Source organism: Actinomadura sp. 3N407, assembly GCF_052245875.1.
Taxonomy (GTDB): Bacteria; Actinomycetota; Actinomycetes; order Streptosporangiales; family Streptosporangiaceae; genus Spirillospora.
Genome location: NZ_JBQQBP010000001.1, coordinates 750629 through 766917 on the forward strand (window position 1 = coordinate 750629; position 16289 = coordinate 766917).

A 16289-nucleotide genomic window follows, 5' to 3' on the forward strand; every position below is an offset into this window, starting at 1 on the left:
AGGAAGGCATGTATGGATCTGCGTGAGTCCGACGCGCATCGCAGGCTGCGCGCGGAACTGAGGGCGTACTTCGCCGGCCTGCTTCCCGAGGACGTGCGGCGCCGCGCCGGCGAGCAGGGCGTGGGCGGCGACCGGTTCCGCGAGATCGTCAAGATGCTCGGCAACGACGGCTGGCTCGGCTACGGCTGGCCCGAGGAGTACGGCGGGCAGGGCAGGTCGATCGCCGAGCAGTACGTGTTCTTCGACGAGGTCCAGCGGGCCGGGTTGCCGTTCCCGTTCGTCACCGTCAACACGGTCGGCCCGACGCTGATGCGCTTCGGGACGGACGAGCAGAAGAGGCGGTTCCTTCCGGGCATCCTGTCCGGCGACATCGTGTTCGCGATCGGCTACACCGAACCCGACGCCGGCACCGACCTCGCGTCCCTGCGGACCAAGGCCGTCCGGGACGGCGACACGTTCGTCATCGACGGCAGCAAGGTGTTCACCAGCGGCGCCAACACCGCCGACCACGTCTGGCTCGCCGCCCGCACGAACCCGGACGCGCCGAAGCACAAGGGCATCTCGATCCTGATCGTCCCGACCGACGCCGACGGGTTCTCCTGGAGCCCGATCCAGACCGTCGGCGGGATGGTCGTGACGACGACGTACTACAACGCCGTCCGGGTGCCCGCGTCCGCGGTCGTCGGGGACGTCGACGGCGGCTGGGGCCTGATCACCAACCAGCTCAACCACGAGCGCATCGGGCTCGCCGCGCTCGGCGGCCGGATGATCCGGCTGTGGGAGGACGTGCGGGACTGGGCCCGCGAGAACGGCGTCATCGACCTGCCGTGGGTGCGCGCCGACCTCGCCCGCACGCACGCCAGGCTGGAGGCGATGCGGCTGATGAACTGGAAGATGACCATGGCCGTCGAGGCGGGGACGCTGACGGGCGCGCAGGCCGGGGCCACGAAGTCCTACGGGACGGAGACGCACATCGACGTGCAGCGCACGCTGACCGGCATCCTCGGCGCGGCGGGGCGGATCCGTCCCGAATCGCCGGGCGCGGTGCTGCACGGGCAGATCGAGCAGCTGTCGCGGCAGGGCATCGTGAACACGTTCGGCGGCGGCGTCAACGAGGTGCTGCGCGACATGGTCGCCGTCCAGGGGCTCGGGCTGCCGAGGTCGAGGCGCTCATGAGCGACCCACTCACGAACGACTACGAGGCCAGGCTGCGGGCGTGGGCCGGGCGGGAACTCGTCGCGCGGCGCCCCGGACCGGACCCGGTGAACGTCCCCATGATCCGCCACTGGGTCGAGGCGATGGCGGACGACAACCCGGTCTACCTGGACGAAGAGGCCGCCAGGGCGACCGGGCGTGACGGCATCGTGGCGCCCGCGTCGATGGTCCAGGCGTGGACGATGCGCGGGTACGCCGCGTCCGTCCGCGCGGACGACGCCCCCGCCGACGCCGACGAGCTGAAGGCGCTCCTCGCCGAGGGCGGGTACACGTCCGTCGTCGCCACCGACTCGGAATTCGAGTTCCACCGCGAGCTGGTGCCGGGCGACCACGTCAGCATCGAGGAGACCGTCGAGTCGATCTCCCCGGAGAAGACGACGGCGCTCGGCGCGGGACGTTTCGTCAGCACGGTCAAGACGTACCGGGACGCGTCCGGCGAGATCGTCGCCACCCAGAAGTGGCGGCTGCTCCGCTTCCGTCCCGCCGAGAAGCCCGCGCCCGCCGAACAGGCACGGCCGGAGGCGCTGCGGCCGAGGCCCGCGATCAATCCCGACAACGCGTTCTGGTTCGACGCGGCCCGCGAGCACCGGCTCGTCATCCAGCGGTGCGCCGACTGCAAGTCGCTGCGGCACCCGCCCGGCCCGTGCTGCCCGCAGTGCGGCTCGTTCGGCTGGGACACCGTCGAGGCGCAGGGCGAAGGCCACGTCCACAGCTACGTGGTCAACCACCACCCGCGCCACCCGGCGTTCGACTATCCGCTGGTCGTCGCGCTGATCGAGCTGACCGAGGGCACCCGGCTGATCACGAACATGACCGGGGTCGCGCCCGAGGACGTCGAGATCGGCATGCCCGTCGTCCTCGACTGGCTCGACCCGGACCCCGACCTGTCGCTGCCGGCGTTCCGCCCGGCCGACGCGAAGGAGCGCTGATGGACTTCACGCTGGGCGAAGAGCTGGAGGCGGTCAGGGACCTGGCCCGGCAGATCTTCGCCGACCGGGCCGCCCAGGCGCGGATCAAGGCCGCCGAGGAGTCGGAGGCGGGTTTCGACGAGGGCCTGTGGGCCGAGCTCGGGGAGACGGGCCTGCTCGGCGTCGCGCTGCCGGAGGACGCCGGCGGGGCCGGGCTCGGAGCCGCCGGGCTGGCCGTCCTGCTGGAGGAACAGGGCCGCACGGTCGCGCCCGTCCCGATCTGGCCGTCCGTCGTCGCCGCGTTGACGATCGCCGAGCACGGGACGCCCGCGCAGCGGGACGTTCTGGACGGCCCGGTGCGGCTGACCGTCGCGCTGGAGGAGTTCGGGACCGCCGACCCCGCCGCGCCGCGCTGCACCGCCGTCCACGACGGGGACGGCTGGCTGCTGACCGGCACGAAGGCCGCCGTCCCGACGCCGTCCGGGACGAGCCACGTCCTGGTGGCGGCCTCCTCCCCGGACGGCCCCGGCCTGTTCCTGGCCGAGACCTCCGCCGCCCGGACCTCCTGGGAACGCACCGAAACCACCACCCACGACAAGGCCGCACACCTCACCCTCGACGGAGCCCCCGCGCAAGCCCTGGGGGACGGGGCCCTGGCGACCGCGCTCCGCCTCGCCCGCATCTCGCTGGCGGCCGTCCAGATCGGAGTGGCCGAAGGCGCGCTCCGCCTGGCGGCCGACCACCTCACCGGACGCGAGCAGTTCGGCCGGCCGCTCGCCACGTTCCAGGCCGTGCAGCACCAGCTCGCCGACTGCTACATCGAGATCGAGGCGCTCCGCGTCTGCCTCTGGCACGCGATCTCCCTGATCGCCGCGGGGGAGGACGCCGAGACCGCCGTCCTGGTCGCCAAATGGTGGTCGGACGAGGGCGGGCTGAACGTCGTCCACCGCGTCCAGCATCTGCACGGCGGCATCGGCGTCGACGTCGACTACCCGGTGCACCGCCACTTCCTGTGGGGCAAGCAGATCTCCGGGACCCTCGGCGGCGCCTCCTTCGACCTGGACCTCCTCGGAGCGAAGCTGTGAACCACCACGAGGTGAAGCACTACGAAGACGTGGCGGTGGGGGAGGAGCTCCCCGAGTTGAGCATCCCGCTCACCCGCACGATGATCGTCGCGACGGCCCTCGCCAGCCGCGACTACCAGGACGTCCACCACGACCCGTCGCTCGCCGCCGAACGCGGCTCCAAGGACGTCTTCATGAACATCCTGACGACCAACGGGCTCGTCGACCGGTACGTGACCGGCTGGGCCGGTCCGGCCGCCGTGGTGAAGGCCATCAGGATCCGGCTCGGCGCGCCCAACTACCCGGGCGACACGATGGTCCTCACCGGCACCGTCTCCGCCAAGGCCGACGACCGCCGCGTCGAGATCTCGGTGCGCGGCGTCAACGCCCTCGGCCCCCACGTCACCGGCACCGTCGTCGTCCAGCTGCCCGTCCTCCGACCGCAGGGGAGCGGTTCATGAGCGTGCTGCCAGGGGCGGCCGCGATCGCCGGGATCGGCGCCACCGAGTTCTCCAAGGAGTCCGGCCGCAGCGAACTGCGGCTGGCGTGCGAGGCGGTCCTCGCCGCCGTCACCGACGCCGGCCTGGAACCGTCCGACGTGGACGGCATGGTGACGTTCACCGCCGACACCAGCTCCGAGATCCACATCGCCCGCAACCTCGGCATCGGCGAGCTGAAGTTCTTCTCCCGCATTGGGCACGGCGGCGGCGCCGCGTGCGCCACCGTCCAGCAGGCCGCGATGGCCGTCGCGACCGGCGTCGCCGACGTCGTCGTCTGCTACCGCGCGTTCAACGAGCGCTCCGGCGTCCGCTACGGCCTCGGCCAGGCGGACCGCCCGATCGACGTCAGCGCCGACCGCGCCGCCTACTCGTGGATGACGCCGTTCGGCCTGGCGACCCCCGCCCAGTGGGTCGCCATGTTCGCCCGCCGCTACATGCACGAGTACGGCGCCACGAGCGAGGACTTCGGACGCGTCGCCGTCGTCGACCGGGCGCACGCCGCCAACAACCCGGCCGCGTGGTTCTACGGCCGCCCCATCACCCTGGAGGACCACCAGGCGTCCCGCTGGATCGCCGAACCCCTCCGCCTCCTGGACTGCTGCCAGGAGAGCGACGGCGGCCAGGCACTCGTCATCGTCTCCGCCGAACGGGCACGCGACCTCCCGCACCATCCCGCCCTGATCTGGGGCGCCGCGCAGGGGTCCGGCAACGACCAGCACATGATGACGAGCTACTACCGCTCGGAGATCAGCGGGATCCCGGAAATGGGCCTGGTGGGGCGGCAGCTCTACGCGCAGTCCCGGCTCACCCCCTCCGACGTCCAGGCCGCGATCCTCTACGACCACTTCACGCCGCTCGTCCTGCCGCAGCTCGAAGAACTCGGCTTCTGCGCCAAGGGCGAGGCCAAGGACTTCGTCGCCGACGGCAACCTCGGACTCGGCGGGCGCCTCCCGTTCAACACCCACGGCGGCCAGCTCGGCGAGGCGTACATCCACGGCATGAACGGCATCGCCGAGGGCGTCCGTCTCGTCCGGGGAACGTCGGTGAACCAGCCCGGCGACGTCCACAACGTCCTGGTCACCGCCGGAACGGGCGTCCCGACCAGCGGCCTGATCCTCGGCGCCGACGCGTAGACGAACAGCGGGCCGGGGGGCCCGCTGTCGGCACGGGCGGCTAGGGTGACCGGCGTTCGCGAGATGGACGGGGAGAGCGATGACGGCCGCCGGGCTTGAGGGCATCGAAGACATCGACTGGGCGTCGCTCGGCCACGCGTACGGGGCGGCGGAGGACGTGCCGCGGACGCTGGCGGACGCCGTCGGCGAGGACGACGAGTTGGCCGGAGAGGCGACCGAGTACCTGTTCGGCAGCATCTTCCACCAGGGGACGCTGTACTCGGCGACGCCGTGGGCGGTGCCGTTCATCGCCCGGCTGGCCGCCCACCCCGGGACGCGCCGGCGCGAGATGCTGGTGTCCCTGCTCGGTGCGATCGCCGCCGCCCGGGACGCCGTCCCGCAGGTCCTCGCGGACGTGGGCGCGGCCCTGGCCCGCGAGACCGGGCTGCTGCTGCCGCTGCTGGACGATCCGGACACCGGGATCCGGCACCACGCCACCTACGTGCTCGGCCACCTTCCTCGCGACCGCGCGGCCGAGGCGGTGCCCGCGCTGCGGGCGCGGCGGAGACGGGAAAGGTCCCCGCGCGTGCTGGCGGGCCTGCTGGCCGCCGCCGGCCGCCTCGACCCGCCGGGCAGCGCCGCATGGCTGGCCGATGAGGTGGCGGGACGGTCGCCGGCCGTCCGGGCCGGCGCGCTGTGGGCGATCGCCGCCAACGGGCTCCCGTGGTCGGACGCGGCTTCGGACGCGGTCGTCCAATGCTGGATGAGAGGGGAGCCGCTCAAGGGCTGGGTCTGGGCGGACGACCCGTTCGGCGACATCACCGCCCGGATCGACGGCGCGTCGTTCTCCGCCCTGGCGCGCACACTGTTCGACCAGGGCACTGCCGATTCCGCGCGGACGGCCATCGACGCCGCCTACCACCGGTGCGTGCGGTCACGCCCGGCCCGTGCCGAGTCGGCGGCGCTGCTGGCGGCGGGCGTCCGGCATCCCGACATCGGCGTCCGCGTCACCGCGGCCACCGCGATCCGTGACGTGTCCGAGGCCGCCGCGGCTTCCGTCGAATCCCTGGCGCAACAGGTCGCCGACCCGCCGCCCGCCGCGTTCGAGGACGTCGACTCACTTGAGGCACGGGTGTTCGGCGCGGCCCTGGAGACGCTGATCGCGCTCGGCGATCCCCGCTGGCGCACACCGTTCATGACCGCGCTCATCGCGGGCGGGATCACCGCGGACGCCCTGAACCTGCTCATCGACACCGGCGTGACCGCCGACCCGGAGCTGCTGGCCGCGGTGCGGCGGCGGCTGGCGGCGCTGCCTCCCGAAGGGCCCGAGGAGTCCGGCGGCCACGCCGCCCACCTCGGCAGGATGCGGTGGCACAACGAGGTGAACGGGCTGACGCGGCTGCTGCACCGCTGGGGGGCGGACGCGGCGGGCGCGGTGCCCGAACTCGTCGCGCTCGTCCCGTCCGACCGCTGGTGGACGGTGCGGGCGCTCGCCGCGATCGGTCCCGCCGCCTCGGCTGCGGTGCCCGTGCTGACCCTGGTCCGCGACGACCCGGAGGCCCCCTGCGAGCGGCGCCTCGACTGCGCGCGGGCTCTGGCCGCGATCACCGGGGACGCCGGCCAGTTGAGCGCCTGCATCGCCGAAGCCGTTGCCGGCGGCGAGCCACTGCCGGCGGCGCGAACGGCGGTCGAGCACGAACTGCCCCTAGACGATCTCCTTCCCGCACTGCGCGACGTCGCGGCCACGCCCGGCGGGGACGACCCGTCCGCCGTCCGGCGCCGGATTGAGGCGGCACGGCTGCTGCTGCGCGCCGGGGAGACCGCAGCGCCGCTGCGGGCCGCCGCCGACGCGCTCGACAGCGGCAGGTACACGGCGGACGCGGCCGAACTCGCCGGCCTGATCGGGCCGGCCGCGGCGGACCTCGTCCCGCGCCTGCGCAATCTGCTCGCCGGCCGGCGCGACCGCGCCGCCGCCGCACTGGCGATCCGCCGCGTCACCGGCGAGGCCGCGCCGCTCGTGGAGGCGGTCCGCTCGCGGCTCGCGTATCCGGGAGCAGGGCCGTGGCTCGTCGAGCCGCTGCGGGAACTGGGCGCGGACGCCGCCCCGCTGCTGCCCGAGCTGCGCGAACTGGCCCACGGCGATGCCGCGATACCGGGCGTCGGCGTCTATGGCCGGCAGGTCCGCCAGGACGAGGAGGAGCGCCGCCGGCTTCTCGCCGCCCTGGCCGAACTCGCGGCCTAGAAAGAGAAACCGCCCCCGCCGCTCCCCTTCCCCGCGAATCCAATCTAGTCATTGACAAGATAGCCTGCGGCTCATATCTTGTCAGTGACAAGTTCAAGGGGGATCGACATGGCACCATTGATGTTCTTGATCGGGGGCACGCTGGCCGGGCTGGTGGCGGGCCGGGCGGGCGTCCGGCGGCTGCGGCCGTGGCCGGTGCCGCTGCGCGGCGGGCTCGCCCTGATGTTCACGGTGACCGGAATCGCGCACTTCGTCGGCATGCGCCAGGAACTGATCGACATGATCCCGCCCGCGCTGCCCGCACCGGGGTTCCTGGTGACCGTGACCGGCGTGCTGGAGCTCGCCGGCGCGGCGGGGCTCCTCTGGGGGCGGACCGCTCCGTGGGCCGCGGGCGGCCTCAGCCTGATGCTGGTCGGGATGTTCCCGGCGAACGTGCACCTGGCCCTCAACGGAACCGACCTCCCGTGGGACGACCGCCTGGCCCCCAGGACCGCGATGCAGGTGGTCTTCCTGGCCGCCACGCTCGCCGTGGTCGCGCACTACGCGCGGGAGGCCCGCCGGGCGGAGCCCGTGGACGCTCAGCCGGAGGACCGGCGGATGAAGGTGTGAGCCGGCGGCCCGGACCTGGGCGCGGACGCCTGAACGCGAACGCGCCCCTGCGGTCCGGGCCCGGGTGTTCGACGGCGCGATTCCCCCGGTGCGGACGGGGTTCAGCGAGTTTTCATCTGCCGTGACGGGCTCGTCGCCCGCAGTGTCGCGGCAGGTCACAGAGGTCGGGACGGGGATTTACGGCAGCTTCCGACCAAAGGCGGGGGCACAGCTGGGCAACGCGTGACATTTATTGGTATTTGTCCCAAATGTCACCGTCGCAGTGCCGCCGTTCCCGCCCCGCTCAGGGCGCCCCCGGCCCTGGCAGGGAACGGCCGCGGAAGGGCTCCCCCCGATGCGACGACCGTTCCTGTTCCTGCTGCCCGCCGTGCTGGCCGCGGCGCTGATCGGCGTTCCCGCCGCGCCGGCGTCCGCGACCCCGCCCAACATCCCGTCCGCCTCCACCGCCGCGTCCCGGCTGGCCGCGCTCACCGTCGCCGCCGAGTCGCACGCCGGCAGCTACGACCGCGACCTGTTCCCGCACTGGATCACGATCTCCGGGTCGTGCAACACCCGCGAGACCGTCCTCAAGCGGGACGGCCGGAACGTCTCCACCAACTCCTCCTGCTACCCGACCTCCGGCTCCTGGTACTCGCCCTACGACGGCGCCACCTGGTACGCGGCGTCCGACGTGGACATCGACCATGTGGTGCCGCTCGCCGAGGCGTGGGCGTCGGGTGCCTGGGCCTGGTCGACGTCCCGCCGCCAGACCTACGCCAACGACCTCGGCGGCCCCGAGCTGTGGGCCGTCACCGACAACGTCAACCAGGCCAAGGGGCACAAGGACCCCGCCGAATGGCAGCCGCCGCGCGCCGCGTTCCGCTGCACCTACGCCCGAGCCTGGATCCAGGTGAAGTGGTACCACGACCTCACCGTCGACGGCGCCGAGAAGAGCGCCCTCTCGGCGATGCTCGGCACCTGCTGAGCGCGGGCACCGCCGCCCCGGCCCACGCGGGCGGGGCGGCGGAACCCGTCCTGAGACGACAGCGGCCCGGCCCACTGAACTCTAGAGAAGATCTCTAGAGAGAGTCTCTAATAACCGCTACGCTCTCGTGCCGTGAACGAGACGCTGAACGTGGTGGTGACCGGTGGGAACCGCGGGGTGGGACGGGCCGTGGCGGCGGAGGCAGCCCGGCGGGGCCACCGGGTGACGATCCTGGCACGGCGCCCGGACGAGGGGCGGGCCGCCGCGCGCGAGATCGGCGCGGAACTCGTCGTCGGGGACTTGTCGAGCCTCCGGACGGCGCGGGCCGCCGCCGAGGAGATCGCCGCGGCGCTCCCCGCCATCGACGCGCTCGTCCACAACGCGGCGCTCTGGCCCAGCCACCGCGACCTCAACGAGGACGGGTTCGAGCAGGCGTTCTTCACCAACCACCTCGCGCCGTTCTTGCTGAACCATCTGCTGGAGCGGCAATTGCGGCGGGTCGTGCAGGTCAGCGCGGGCCTGTACGTCATGGGGAAGGTCGACCCGGAGCGGACCCCGGCCGGCGAGGACTTCAGCGCCACCAGGACCTACGCCAACACCAAGCTCGCCAACCTGCTGATTGTCCCGCTGTTCGCCGAGAGGTGGAAGGAGGCCGGCGTGACGATCGACGCCGTGCACCCCGGCGTCCTGCGGACCGGCCTCGGCGAACGCAGAGGCTTCCAAGGGCTGCTGCTGCGGACGGTGAAGCGGACACTGAAATCCGCCGAGGCCGGCGCCGAACCCGTGGTGAACCTGCTGACCGCCGAAGGCACCGGCCGGTACTTTCACGGGCGGAAACAGCAGACGCTCAGACCCGTCGCACGCGACACCGTCCTCGCCCAAAGGCTCTGGGACGACGCCGTGAAGGCAGTCGATGTCGCGTAGGCACCAGGGCACGGACGAGACCGTCGCCCGGATCCTCGACGCGGCCCTCCAGGTGCACGCCGAGCAGGGACGCGAGGGCTTCACGATGAAGGGCGTCATCGAGGCCACCGGGATGAGCAGCGGCAGCCTCTACCACCATTTCGGCTCCTTCGACGGCCTCGCCGCCGCGCTGTGCGCACGCTGCCTGGCCGACCTCCTGGACGCCCTGCTCGACGCGCTCACCGGGATCACCGAGGCGCGGGCGGGCGTCGAGGCGGTGGCGCGCGCCTACCTGACGTTCACCCGGGAGCACAGCGACGCCGCACGGTTCATCCACGCGTCGGCGCACGCGGCGTTCCTCCCGGCGCACGCGGACGTGGTCGCGGAACGGAAGGCACCCCGCATCGCGCGGCTCGCCGAGTGGATGGCCCCGCACATCAAGGCGGGACAGGTGGCCCCGCTCTCACCCGCGACGATGGAGATGCTCCTCATCGGCCCCGTCGCCGAGACCGCCCGCCGCTGGCTGTCGCGCGACCCCGCCATCGACCTGGACGAGTCCGCCGACGTCCTCCCGCCCCGCATCTGGCGTTCCCTCCAGCCCTGACCTCCGCCCAACGGACAGACGACGCATGGCCCGGTCGCGGTGAAGCTGATCCGCCCCGAGCACGCCGGCGGCGGAGCGACCCCGCCTCGGGCGCTACCGGTGACAACGCGGCCGCGGAAACGTCCGCGGATACATCTGGTGCTTAAGAAGCCCGTCGATCCGCTCGGCCGCCGCGTCGGCGTCTCCGCACCCGATCAGAAACTCCGACCGTCCCGTCTCGACGGCGAAGTAGCCCCAGGTCCCGCCGGGTGCGGCCCGGACGGCGATCACAAGCCCGACGTCGCGCTCGATACCGCTGGCGTACACCCGAAGCAGCGGAAGCGAGACCGGGAACTCCTTGCGCCGGTAGTACCGGAGCAGCCGCCACCCGCGGGGTTCGAGCGCGACGGCGAGCGACTCCAGGTCCCGGACCATCCGTCGGCGCCCCACCCGGCTCCGCCACCGCAGCACCGCCCTCAACGGAGCTTCGCCCACGTGACCTTGCCGCCCTCGTTCAGGGGCCGGACGCCCCACCTCTGAACGATCTCCGCCATGAGCAGCAACCCCCGCCCAGAGGTCGCCGCGTAGTTCTCCGGCGGTATGAGGGGAAGCCCCTCACCGGCGTCCTCGACCTCCACGACGACCAGGCCGTCGTGCTCGTCCCGAAACACCCGCACGACGATCGGCCCCTCGCCGTGCAGGTAGCTGTTCGTGACCAGCTCGCACACCACGAGCCGTCCCACGTAGTCGTCGCCGACCCCCCACTCCCGGAACCGTTCGGCGAGAAACCGCCGCGCCAGGCGAGGCGCCCGATCGTCGGATTCCAGGACGAGGGTCGGTATCTCCTCCACACGAGCCGCTGCCGGCATTGCGGTACGTCCTTCCGCTCTGTGTCTGATTTGGCGTGCCCATTGAGCCACCGAGCGTGCACCGTGCGTAACAAACCGCAGGACTCCTGGCCACAAGTCGCGTAGTTGACCCCCTCCGCGCTTGAGTGCGGTTGGGGCGCGCTTGAGGCCGTACCCCCCGTAGGAGAAGTCGTCATGAGCAGCCGACGCAGAAGGAGCACGACCAGCCCGACCCTCGTCGCCTTCGGAAGGCGCTTTCGGCGCTTCCGCGACGCCAAGAACCTGACGCAGGATGCCCTCGCCGCACGCGCGCACAACGGTGCCGGTGTCAAGCCGCAGTACATCGGGGCGATCGAGAACGGACGGGCCAGGTGCACCGAGAAGTTCGCCGCTGAAATGGATGAACTACTCGACGCGAATGGGGAACTCCTGAACCTGTGGCACGACCTCGCCATGGATTCGGCGTTTCCGGCTTGGTTCGACTGGGTGACCGTGGAGGGCGATGCAGTGATGCTCGCGTCCTACAGCCTCGCCGTCGTCCACGGTCTTCTCCAAGTCCCGAGCTACGCCGAGGCGATTCTGCACGGCGACAAGGATGCGGTGACAGCGCGCATGTCCCGGCAAGCCATCTTCACGCGATCGGACCCACCGCCGCCAGACGTCTCCTTTCTCCTGGACGCGCAGGTACTGACCCGGCCGGTGGGCGGGCGGGACGTCATGGTGGAGCAACTCGAACATCTCGCCGCCAAGATCGAAGACGGAATGCAGATACAGATCGTTCCGTCCGATGGGACGCACCTTGGCAACACTCACTCGTTCACCATCGCCACTCTTGACGACATGCAGCAGGTGGCGTATGTGGAGACGATCGCCCGGGGCTACACCATGGCCGAACCGTCGGATCTTGTAGCCTTCGCCAAGGCACTCCGGCAAGTCCAGGGCCTCGCGCTTCCCTTGGCGCAGTCGCTGGATGAGATCCGTAGGACGGTGGAACGTGGAAGTAGACAAGACCGCCTGGCGGAAGGCCAGCCGTAGCACCTCGACCGGAGGCGAATGCGTTGAACTGGCCGAATTCCCGGAAGGAATCGGAATCCGTGACTCCAAGCATCCGGGCGGGCCGAAGCTGGTCGTCGGGCGGGAGGCCTTCCGTGCTCTGGTGGCCGAGTTGAAGCGGTGACCTAGGTCGCCCTGTCCACGCAGTCGAACGGACACCGATAGGTCCGCCCCCGTCACTCGACGAGATTTCGGCTGACCTGGCAGGTTGCCGGGGTTTCGGTGGCGCTGGTCATGTGAAGGCGGTGACGCCCTCGTATTCGGCTTGGCGGGCTTGGCCGGTCACCTCGTATTCGAGGAGGAGCAGGCCGTTCGGTGTGGCCTCGTGGTGGAGCAGACGGAGGCCGGACGGGATGCCCGCGCCGGCCAGCAGGCGCCGGCCGGTCCGGAGGACGGCGGGGGCGACCACGAGGCGGAGCGTGTCGATCAGGCCCGCCGACAGCAGTGAGTCGCCGAGGCGGGCGCTGCCGTGGATCTGGAGTTCCCGGCCCGGCCGCGCCTTGAGGTCGGTGACCGTGTGGGCCGGGTCTCCCTTGAGGACGGTCGTGGGATTCCACGTCCCTTCGGTGAGGGTGTTCGACACGACGTACTTCGGGAGGGCGTTCATCCGCTCGGCGAACGGGTCGGCCGGGTCGGTGATCTGCGGCCAGTCGCGTGCGAACGCCTCGTAGGTCCGACGTCCGAGCAGCAGGCCGTCGGCGAGGTCGAGCCAGTCGGACGCGCGCTGGACGAACGTCCCGTCCATGTGGGGGACGAGCCAGCCGCCGCGAGTGAATCCGCCGCTGGTGTCCTCCTCCGGCGAGCCGGGCCCCTGGCTGACCCCGTCGAGTGTGACGAACTCGGTGAGGGTGATCTTCATCGGTTGCCCTCCGCGAATGCGGCCAGCTGGGCGGCGACCGTGCCCCAGCCGTCGGCGAAGCCGAGCTTGTCGTGATGAGCGCGAGCGTCCGGGGTGCCGTGCTGGACCACGATCCGGTAGTCCGTGCCGTCCGGATGATCGCTCAGCGTGATCGTGGCGGTCATCGCGACCGGGGCGGGGCTCGCGGGGCGCCATGTGCCGTCGATCGCGTTGGTGAACACGATCCGTTCGAGGTCGTCGACGGCGAGGAAGCACGCGTCCATGTGCGGGACGAACTCGGCGCCGTCGTCGCTCAGCCGCGTGACGAACGCCCCGCCGGGCCGCAGATCCAGGCGGTCGACGCGGCAGCGGGACGGAGCCGGGACCCACCACCGCTCAAGCCGGGACGGCTCGGTCCAGGCGCTCCACACGGTCGCGCGGGGCGCGCGGATGATCCGCTCCAGGCCAAGGTCGAGGTCGGGATTCATCGTGTGTTCTCCTTCGGGTCGGTGACGAGCTGTTCGAGGCGGTCGGTGCGCCCCTCCCAGATCCGGCGCTGCTCCGCGAGCCAGTCGTCGACCAGGGCGAGCCGCTCGCGGTTGAGCTCGCAGGTGCGCACCCGGCCGGACTTGACCGTGCGGATGAGCCCGTTCGATTCGAGGGTCCGCACGTGCTTCATGAACGAGGGGAGGGTCATCGGGAACTCGCGGGCGAGGTCGCCGACGCTCGTGGGCCCGTGGCCGAGGCGCCGGACGACGGCGCGCCGCGTCGGGTCGCCGAGGGCGACGAACAGCCCGTCGAGCTGCGCCGAATACTGTGCCATGAGGCTAAGTATTGTGTTCGTCGACAGTGAGCGCAAGGGCTGAGTGTCGAGCCGCACAGTGTCCTGGCGGCCGGGTTGAAGCGCTGCCCCTCCTCGCGGTGGCATGTCGGGCGGGCTCTAGAGTCGGGGCACGCTTGGTGAAGGGGAGGTGGCCGGATGGCGGTCGATCCGACTGGCGACGGGCTGAAGCGGTATCTCGCCGAGGATCCCGGAGGGCCGGTGGTGATGTTGAACCTGCTGCGCTTCCGCGAGGGCGGGCAGGCGAGTTATGCCCGGTACTCCCGGGCGCTCAGCGAGACGATTCTCCAGCGGTACGGTGCCGAGGTGCTGTTCTACGGCAAGGGCTCGACCGCGCTCGTCGCCGAGGACGGGCAGGCCTGGGACGCCGTCCTGCTCGTGCGCTACCCGTCGCGGGAGGTGTTCTCCCAGATGGTCGCCGATCCCGATTTCCAGGCCGTCGCCCACTTCCGCACGGAGGCGCTGAGCGAGGCCGTCCTCCAGGCGACCATTCCCGTCGGCTCCGGCTGACGGTTCATAAGGCGCCGCCGGGTCGTCAGCCGGCCGCGCTGGGCGGCTGAGCAGGTTCAGGTTTGCGGGACGTCCTTGATGAACACGATCCCGTCGATCTCGGCCAGGTGGGCCGGGTCCAGTGAGGCGTAGCCGAACCAGGGCGACACGCGGTGGGCGGGGCTTGCGTCGCCGAAGGCTGCGGCCAGCCGGCCGGCGTCGACGACGTAGCGGTCCTCTGGGAGCGCGTACAGGAACCCTTCGAGGGTGTCCGGGGGCGGGGTGTCCACGCCCTGGCGCCGGATCGTGCCGAGGGCCGTGGCGAGGAACGCGTACTCCTCGCCCAGGTGCGAGCTGACGATCGCGCCGGCGCTCCACCACTCCAGCGGAAGGTCGCCCATCCGCATCGAGCTCTTGCCCCGCTGGAGATGGCTGTTATGGGCGTGGACCAGCGCCGGGCCCCACTCGATGACGGCGAGGAGGTTGGCGGCCATCATCGAATCCCGCTGGGCGCACATCCGCGTTACGCGGGCTGGGGAGGCGTCGGCCATCCAGAAGTGGTAGCCGAGCAGGCCGGTGGCGGTGCGCCCGTACAGGCGAGCCCGTTCCCAGCCGTGTCGCGAGGTCGCCGCGATCAGGTGCGGTGTCTGCGCGTCCAGCAACGCCACCAGGTCGTCGGCGAGCAGCCGCAGCTCCCTGGCCTCGGTCGACCGCCCCACGGACTGGGACGGGTCCATCACCGTGGCGGGATTGGACCACCGGTCGTCGCTGCCGAGTAGGCGGTCGAGCGTTTCCGCCGTGCAGGGGAGCAGGTCCGGCTCCACCCAGGCCGCGAGGTAGTTGTGGAGTGCGGTGAGGGCCTGCCGGGGGCTCGCGGCCCAATACTCCAGTGGGCCGTCGATACCGGCGAAGCGCAGCCGCTCGGACGCGGGCCGCCCGTCGTTGTAGGCGCGCATCCAGCGCACGAGCTCGCGGTTGCCCGCCTGCGTGCCCCACTCGTGGCTGAATCCATGCTCCATGACCGCGTCGAGGGTGCCCGTGCCCGAGGTGACGTAGTCGTCCACGACCAGGCCCATCATGCAGTCGCTCTCGACGGAGATCGACCGGTAGCCCTCCTGCTCGACGAGCTGCCGGAAGAGCTCGTTGCGCAGGTCGAGCAGAGTGTCCTCGCGGTGGGCGGGCTCGCCCAGGGCGAGAACCCGCGGCCGGGCCGGGAGCAGCCTCATGACGGCGGCGGCCTCGACGGGATGGGTGCTGTCCGTGATGTCGGTAGCCATGCCTTCAACGGTATCGTTGAACCTTCGGTTGAAACTTTTCCGCGATATCGGCAGGACTATGGGACGAGACCTTAAAAGCGGTGAACGGCTCAGGCCGATTGACCTGGCGCGCGGGCACGGTCTGTCCACGCAGGCGATCCGGAATTACGAGGACGCCGGCATCCTTCCGGCCGCCGCTCGCACGGTCCATGGCTACCGCACCTATACCCCGCTGCACGCGCGGGCCCTGCGCGCGTTCCTCGCCCTGGTGCCCGGCCACGGCCACCAGACGGCGACGTCGATCATGCGGGCGGTGAACGAGGACGCGTCCGAGAAGGCGTTCCGCCTCATCGACGTGAGCCACGCCCAACTCCTGGACGACCGCCGGACCCTCCAGGCCGTGGAGAGCGCCCTCCGCGACCTGGGGCCCACCACGGCGTCCGGGCGCACCACGGCGTCCGGGCCCGGCGCGGTGTCCGGGGCGGCCGCGGTGTCCGGGCCCGGCGGCACGTTCATCGGGCCGCTGGCGGACGAGCTCGGAATCCGGCCCGCGACACTGCGCAAATGGGAGGGCGCCGGGCTGGTGCGCCCGCGCCGCGACCCGCGGACCGGCTACCGCGTCTACGACGAGGCCGACGTGCGGGACGCCCGGCTCGCCCACCAGCTCAGGCGGGGCGGCTACCTGCTGGACCAGATCGCCCCGCTGATCGCCCAGGTGCGGTCGGCCGGCGGGCTGGAGCCGCTGGAGGACGCCCTGCGCGACTGGCACGGCCGGCTGTCCGCCCGAGGGCGCGCGATGCTGGCCGGGGCCGCCGAGCTGGAGGCCTACCTCCGCGAGCGTGAATGACATGGCCGTTCGAGCCA

General features: G+C 71.7%; 20 protein-coding genes. 14 read left to right on the forward strand and 6 right to left on the reverse strand.

Annotated elements, in window-relative coordinates; translation table 11 throughout:
* The first annotated feature begins 12 nt into the window (after positions 1-12).
* The 10 genes from ACTWPP_RS03550 to ACTWPP_RS03595 all read left to right on the forward strand — a co-directional run bounded on the left by ACTWPP_RS03550 (position 13) and on the right by ACTWPP_RS03595 (position 10121).
* On the forward strand, positions 13-1176 hold the full coding sequence (locus ACTWPP_RS03550) for an acyl-CoA dehydrogenase family protein (protein ID WP_443102586.1): 1164 nt from the start codon (positions 13-15) through the stop codon (positions 1174-1176).
* The gene (locus ACTWPP_RS03555; protein ID WP_443102587.1) at positions 1173-2144 is read left to right on the forward strand and encodes a bifunctional MaoC family dehydratase N-terminal/OB-fold nucleic acid binding domain-containing protein; all 972 of its coding nucleotides are present in this window, start codon (positions 1173-1175) and stop codon (positions 2142-2144) included. Before ACTWPP_RS03550 ends, ACTWPP_RS03555 begins: the two co-directional genes overlap by 4 nt.
* Positions 2144-3208: an acyl-CoA dehydrogenase family protein gene (locus ACTWPP_RS03560; protein WP_443102588.1), complete on the forward strand. Its 1065-nt coding sequence runs from the start codon at positions 2144-2146 to the stop codon at positions 3206-3208. The genes ACTWPP_RS03555 and ACTWPP_RS03560 overlap by 1 nt, the downstream gene beginning before the upstream one ends.
* 11 nt (positions 3209-3219) lie before the next feature.
* A complete protein-coding gene (locus tag ACTWPP_RS03565; protein WP_443102589.1) occupies positions 3220-3648 on the forward strand; it encodes a MaoC family dehydratase in 429 nt (142 codons plus the stop codon).
* Positions 3645-4820: a lipid-transfer protein gene (locus tag ACTWPP_RS03570; protein ID WP_443102590.1), complete on the forward strand. Its 1176-nt coding sequence runs from the start codon at positions 3645-3647 to the stop codon at positions 4818-4820. The genes ACTWPP_RS03565 and ACTWPP_RS03570 overlap by 4 nt, the downstream gene beginning before the upstream one ends.
* Before the next feature lie 79 nt (positions 4821-4899).
* Entirely contained in the window at positions 4900-7041 is a 2142-nt protein-coding gene (locus ACTWPP_RS03575; RefSeq protein WP_443102591.1) for a hypothetical protein, read from the forward strand.
* A 108-nt stretch (positions 7042-7149) separates the two neighbouring features.
* Positions 7150-7650 (forward strand): DoxX family protein, encoded by a 501-nt coding sequence (locus ACTWPP_RS03580; protein WP_443102592.1) that lies wholly within the window; start codon positions 7150-7152, stop codon positions 7648-7650.
* A gap of 334 nt (positions 7651-7984) precedes the next feature.
* A complete protein-coding gene (locus ACTWPP_RS03585) occupies positions 7985-8614 on the forward strand; it encodes an HNH endonuclease family protein (RefSeq protein WP_443102593.1) in 630 nt (209 codons plus the stop codon).
* A 132-nt stretch (positions 8615-8746) separates the two neighbouring features.
* Positions 8747-9538: an SDR family NAD(P)-dependent oxidoreductase gene (locus ACTWPP_RS03590; RefSeq protein WP_443102594.1), complete on the forward strand. Its 792-nt coding sequence runs from the start codon at positions 8747-8749 to the stop codon at positions 9536-9538.
* Positions 9528-10121 (forward strand): TetR/AcrR family transcriptional regulator, encoded by a 594-nt coding sequence (locus tag ACTWPP_RS03595; protein WP_443102595.1) that lies wholly within the window; start codon positions 9528-9530, stop codon positions 10119-10121. The genes ACTWPP_RS03590 and ACTWPP_RS03595 overlap by 11 nt, the downstream gene beginning before the upstream one ends.
* Positions 10122-10214: 93 nt before the next feature.
* Here the strand turns inward: ACTWPP_RS03595 and ACTWPP_RS03600 are convergent, their stop codons facing one another.
* Both ACTWPP_RS03600 and ACTWPP_RS03605 read right to left on the reverse strand, forming a co-directional pair.
* Entirely contained in the window at positions 10215-10550 is a 336-nt protein-coding gene (locus ACTWPP_RS03600; RefSeq protein ID WP_443102596.1) for a hypothetical protein, read from the reverse strand.
* 26 nt (positions 10551-10576) lie between these two features.
* Positions 10577-10969, reverse strand: coding sequence for an ATP-binding protein (locus tag ACTWPP_RS03605; RefSeq protein WP_443102597.1), 393 nt, complete (start codon positions 10967-10969; stop codon positions 10577-10579).
* A gap of 174 nt (positions 10970-11143) precedes the next feature.
* Here ACTWPP_RS03605 and ACTWPP_RS03610 point away from each other — a divergent pair, with 174 nt between their 5' ends.
* On the forward strand, positions 11144-11983 hold the full coding sequence (locus tag ACTWPP_RS03610) for a helix-turn-helix domain-containing protein (protein ID WP_443102598.1): 840 nt from the start codon (positions 11144-11146) through the stop codon (positions 11981-11983).
* A complete protein-coding gene (locus tag ACTWPP_RS03615; RefSeq protein ID WP_443102599.1) occupies positions 11919-12125 on the forward strand; it encodes a DUF397 domain-containing protein in 207 nt (68 codons plus the stop codon). Before ACTWPP_RS03610 ends, ACTWPP_RS03615 begins: the two co-directional genes overlap by 65 nt.
* Positions 12126-12233: 108 nt before the next feature.
* Here ACTWPP_RS03615 and ACTWPP_RS03620 read toward each other — a convergent pair whose 3' ends face one another.
* Genes ACTWPP_RS03620 through ACTWPP_RS03630 form a run of 3 tightly spaced genes read right to left on the reverse strand, consistent with a single transcriptional unit; the run spans position 12234 to position 13662 of the window.
* Positions 12234-12860 carry a dihydrofolate reductase family protein gene (locus tag ACTWPP_RS03620; RefSeq protein ID WP_443102600.1) on the reverse strand — a complete coding sequence of 209 codons (627 nt, stop codon included), beginning with the start codon at positions 12858-12860 and terminating at the stop codon, positions 12234-12236.
* Complete coding sequence (locus ACTWPP_RS03625; RefSeq protein WP_443102601.1) at positions 12857-13327, reverse strand: SRPBCC domain-containing protein; 471 nt, start codon at positions 13325-13327, stop codon at positions 12857-12859. Before ACTWPP_RS03625 ends, ACTWPP_RS03620 begins: the two co-directional genes overlap by 4 nt.
* Positions 13324-13662 carry an ArsR/SmtB family transcription factor gene (locus ACTWPP_RS03630; protein ID WP_443102602.1) on the reverse strand — a complete coding sequence of 113 codons (339 nt, stop codon included), beginning with the start codon at positions 13660-13662 and terminating at the stop codon, positions 13324-13326. The genes ACTWPP_RS03625 and ACTWPP_RS03630 overlap by 4 nt, the downstream gene beginning before the upstream one ends.
* Positions 13663-13818: 156 nt before the next feature.
* Here ACTWPP_RS03630 and ACTWPP_RS03635 point away from each other — a divergent pair, with 156 nt between their 5' ends.
* A complete protein-coding gene (locus ACTWPP_RS03635) occupies positions 13819-14190 on the forward strand; it encodes a DUF1330 domain-containing protein (RefSeq protein WP_443102603.1) in 372 nt (123 codons plus the stop codon).
* A gap of 56 nt (positions 14191-14246) precedes the next feature.
* Here ACTWPP_RS03635 and ACTWPP_RS03640 read toward each other — a convergent pair whose 3' ends face one another.
* On the reverse strand, positions 14247-15446 hold the full coding sequence (locus tag ACTWPP_RS03640) for an erythromycin esterase family protein (RefSeq protein ID WP_443102604.1): 1200 nt from the start codon (positions 15444-15446) through the stop codon (positions 14247-14249).
* Positions 15447-15504: 58 nt separating this feature from the next.
* On the opposite strand from ACTWPP_RS03640, the gene ACTWPP_RS03645 reads away from it, so the two are divergent.
* Positions 15505-16272, forward strand: coding sequence for a TioE family transcriptional regulator (locus ACTWPP_RS03645; protein ID WP_443102605.1), 768 nt, complete (start codon positions 15505-15507; stop codon positions 16270-16272).
* The last annotated feature ends 17 nt before the right edge of the window (positions 16273-16289 follow it).

Coding starts and splice junctions, on each gene's coding strand:
- ACTWPP_RS03550 (WP_443102586.1), top strand. CDS start 13: ATGGATCTGCGTGAGTCCGACGCGCATCGCAGGCTGCGCGCGGAACTG.
- ACTWPP_RS03555 (WP_443102587.1), top strand. CDS start 1,173: ATGAGCGACCCACTCACGAACGACTACGAGGCCAGGCTGCGGGCGTGG.
- ACTWPP_RS03560 (WP_443102588.1), top strand. CDS start 2,144: ATGGACTTCACGCTGGGCGAAGAGCTGGAGGCGGTCAGGGACCTGGCC.
- ACTWPP_RS03570 (WP_443102590.1), top strand. CDS start 3,645: ATGAGCGTGCTGCCAGGGGCGGCCGCGATCGCCGGGATCGGCGCCACC.
- ACTWPP_RS03575 (WP_443102591.1), top strand. CDS start 4,900: ATGACGGCCGCCGGGCTTGAGGGCATCGAAGACATCGACTGGGCGTCG.
- ACTWPP_RS03580 (WP_443102592.1), top strand. CDS start 7,150: ATGGCACCATTGATGTTCTTGATCGGGGGCACGCTGGCCGGGCTGGTG.
- ACTWPP_RS03585 (WP_443102593.1), top strand. CDS start 7,985: ATGCGACGACCGTTCCTGTTCCTGCTGCCCGCCGTGCTGGCCGCGGCG.
- ACTWPP_RS03595 (WP_443102595.1), top strand. CDS start 9,528: ATGTCGCGTAGGCACCAGGGCACGGACGAGACCGTCGCCCGGATCCTC.
- ACTWPP_RS03605 (WP_443102597.1), bottom strand. CDS start 10,969: ATGCCGGCAGCGGCTCGTGTGGAGGAGATACCGACCCTCGTCCTGGAA.
- ACTWPP_RS03610 (WP_443102598.1), top strand. CDS start 11,144: ATGAGCAGCCGACGCAGAAGGAGCACGACCAGCCCGACCCTCGTCGCC.
- ACTWPP_RS03615 (WP_443102599.1), top strand. CDS start 11,919: ATGAGATCCGTAGGACGGTGGAACGTGGAAGTAGACAAGACCGCCTGG.
- ACTWPP_RS03620 (WP_443102600.1), bottom strand. CDS start 12,860: ATGAAGATCACCCTCACCGAGTTCGTCACACTCGACGGGGTCAGCCAG.
- ACTWPP_RS03625 (WP_443102601.1), bottom strand. CDS start 13,327: ATGAATCCCGACCTCGACCTTGGCCTGGAGCGGATCATCCGCGCGCCC.
- ACTWPP_RS03630 (WP_443102602.1), bottom strand. CDS start 13,662: ATGGCACAGTATTCGGCGCAGCTCGACGGGCTGTTCGTCGCCCTCGGC.
- ACTWPP_RS03635 (WP_443102603.1), top strand. CDS start 13,819: ATGGCGGTCGATCCGACTGGCGACGGGCTGAAGCGGTATCTCGCCGAG.
- ACTWPP_RS03640 (WP_443102604.1), bottom strand. CDS start 15,446: ATGGCTACCGACATCACGGACAGCACCCATCCCGTCGAGGCCGCCGCC.
- ACTWPP_RS03645 (WP_443102605.1), top strand. CDS start 15,505: ATGGGACGAGACCTTAAAAGCGGTGAACGGCTCAGGCCGATTGACCTG.